3 protein-coding genes are annotated in these 2545 nt (G+C 74.4%); 2 read left to right on the forward strand and 1 reads right to left on the reverse strand.

Translation table 11 applies throughout. From position 1 onward, the window contains the following. A partial coding sequence (locus ACYVE9_RS22515; protein ID WP_461029715.1) for a helix-turn-helix transcriptional regulator occupies positions 1-396 on the reverse strand: 396 nt, incomplete at its 3' end. 168 nt (positions 397-564) lie between these two features. On the opposite strand from ACYVE9_RS22515, the gene ACYVE9_RS22520 reads away from it, so the two are divergent. After that, positions 565-1491 (forward strand): ABC transporter ATP-binding protein, encoded by a 927-nt coding sequence (locus ACYVE9_RS22520; protein ID WP_461029716.1) that lies wholly within the window; start codon positions 565-567, stop codon positions 1489-1491. A 56-nt stretch (positions 1492-1547) separates the two neighbouring features. Beyond that, positions 1548-2264: an ABC transporter permease gene (locus ACYVE9_RS22525; RefSeq protein WP_461029717.1), complete on the forward strand. Its 717-nt coding sequence runs from the start codon at positions 1548-1550 to the stop codon at positions 2262-2264. Positions 2265-2545 lie beyond the last annotated feature (281 nt).

Raw genomic sequence — 2545 nt, forward strand, 5'->3', positions numbered from 1 at the left:
GGCCTCGCCCCGCTCCCCGCCGCCCGCCGAGCGCGCTATCCAGCGCATGGCGTCGGCGGCGAGCTGGTCGTACGCCTGGTCGAAGGCGTCCCGGCCGCACTCGGTGAGCGCGAAGACCTTCGCGGGACGGCCTCGGCCGCGGGCGCCGTAGACCCGCTGTGCGCGGGGCTCGACCACTCCCTCGCCCACCAGGGCGTCGAGGTGGCGGCGGACCGCCGCCTGGGTCAGTGCCAGACGCTCGGCGAGTTCGGCGGCGGTGGACGGGCCGTGGTCGAGGATGGAGCGCGCCACCTTGTTCCGGGTGCCGTGCTGCTCGTCGGAGGGCGCGGGCACGCCGACGCCGCCGGCGGCGTGTCCCGCCGTCTGCGTGCGCTGAGCGTGTCCCGTGTATTTCACAACACCATTGTTGCGTAATTCGGCGAGCAGCGGCAAGCCCGGTTCTGACCAGCACGAATGGGGTGCGTCACGTAAGGCAAGCCTTACCACCGGCTCGCGTGGGAGGTCGGGACGCCCCCGGTCACCCCGGCAGGCCGTGCACGTCCCCGGCTCCCTAGACTCGCCGGTATGCACAATACGGCGGCCGTCGAGGCCGCGGGGCTGGTGAAGCGGTACGGGAGCCGGACGGCGGTGGACGGGCTCGACCTGCGGGTGGCGCGCGGCACGGTCACGGCAGTGCTGGGCCCCAACGGCGCGGGCAAGACCACCACCGTCGAGCTCTGCGAGGGCTACCGCCGGCCGGACGCCGGCAGCGTGCGGGTACTGGGCCTGGACCCGGTCGCCGACGCCGCGGACCTGCGCCCCCGGATCGGTGTGATGCTCCAGAGCGGCGGCGTGTACCCGGGCGTGCGGGCCGAGGAGATGCTGCGGCACATGGCCCGGCTGCACGCCCATCCGCTGGACGTCGACGCGCTGATCTCCCGGCTCGGGCTCGGCGGCTGCGGACGGACCCCCTACCGGCGGCTGTCCGGCGGACAGCAGCAGCGACTGGCGCTGGCCATGGCCCTGGTGGGCCGCCCCGAACTGCTGTTCCTGGACGAGCCCACCGCGGGCCTGGACCCGCAGGCCCGCCGGGCCGTCTGGGACCTGGTCCGCGAGCTGCGGGCGGACGGCGTGACGATCGTGCTGACCACGCACTACATGGACGAGGCCGAGGAGCTGGCCGACGAGGTCGCCATCGTCGACGACGGCCGCGTCATCGCCGAGGGCAGCCCGGAGGCGCTGTGCCGGGGCGGCGCGGAGAACACCCTGCGCTTCACCGGACGTCCCGGACTGGACGTCGGCTCCCTGTTGAAGGCGCTGCCCCCGGACTCGGCGGCGGCCGAGCCGACCCCCGGCAGCTACCGGGTCACCGGCACCGTCGATCCGCAGCTGCTGGCCACCGTCACGTCCTGGTGCGCCCAGCACGGCGTGATGCCGGAACGCCTCTCGGTGGAGCGGCACACGCTGGAGGACGTCTTCCTCGAAAAGACCGGCAAGGAGCTGCGCGGGTGAGCGGCACGACCACAGGTACCTTCACGCCCCGGCCCGGCGCCGCGCCGGCGGTGCGGATGATCGCCGCGCAGGCGGCGCTGGAGACCCGGATGCTGCTGCGGCACGGCGAGCAGCTGCTGCTGACGGTGGTCATTCCGACCCTGCTGCTGGTGCTGTTCGGGACCGTGCAGCTGGTGGACACCGGCTCGGGCGACCGTGTGGACTTCCTGACGCCCGGCATTCTCGCGCTGGCGGTGCTGTCCACCGCGTTCACCGGGCTCGCCATCTCCACGGGCTTCGAGCGGCGCTACGGCGTGCTGAAGCGCCTGGGCAGCTCACCGCTGCCGCGCTGGGCGCTGCTGACCGCGAAGGCGTGCTCGGTCCTGGTGATCGAGCTGCTCCAGGTCGCTCTCCTGGTGACGGTGGCGCTGCTGCTCGGCTGGTCGCCGCACGGCAGCCCGTTCGCCGCCGCCGCGCTGCTGGTGGCCGGCACGGCGGCGTTCTCCGGTCTGGGCCTGCTCATGGCGGGGACGCTGAAGGCGGAGGCGACGCTCGCCGCCGCCAACCTGGTCTTCATCCTGCTGCTGATCGGCGGCGGTGTGGTGGTGCCGCTGGAGAAGTTCCCGGACGCGCTCCAGGGGGTGCTGGGGCTGCTGCCGGTGGCCGCGCTCTCCGGGGGCCTGCGGGACGTGCTCCAGGACGGTGCCGGCATGCCGTGGGCGTCGCTGGGTGTGCTGGTCGCCTGGGCGGTGGCCGGGCTGGCCGCCGCGGCACGCTTCTTCAAGTGGGAGTGAGGGCCTCAGCCCCTCCGGGCCCGACAGCCCCTCCCCTCCGGGCCCGACAGCCCCTCCCCTCCGGGCCCGACTACCCCTCCGGGCCCGAGCGCAGGGCCGCTCGTGCCGGGGGGAGGGCCCTTCGTGAGCCGGTGCGCGGGGCCCGCATGGACGAGCCGCTCCGGACCCGTACGGGACCGGAGCGGCTCGTGTGTGTCCTTCGCCGGCCTCAGTGGGCGTCGCGGACCACGTCCGGGAGCTGACCGGCGGCTGCCTCGTCCAGCAGCCACAGGGTGCGGTCC

It is taken from the genome of Streptomyces sparsus (assembly GCF_054776295.1).

Coding starts and splice junctions, on each gene's coding strand:
- ACYVE9_RS22525 (WP_461029717.1), top strand. CDS start 1,548: ATGATCGCCGCGCAGGCGGCGCTGGAGACCCGGATGCTGCTGCGGCAC.
- ACYVE9_RS22520 (WP_461029716.1), top strand. CDS start 565: ATGCACAATACGGCGGCCGTCGAGGCCGCGGGGCTGGTGAAGCGGTAC.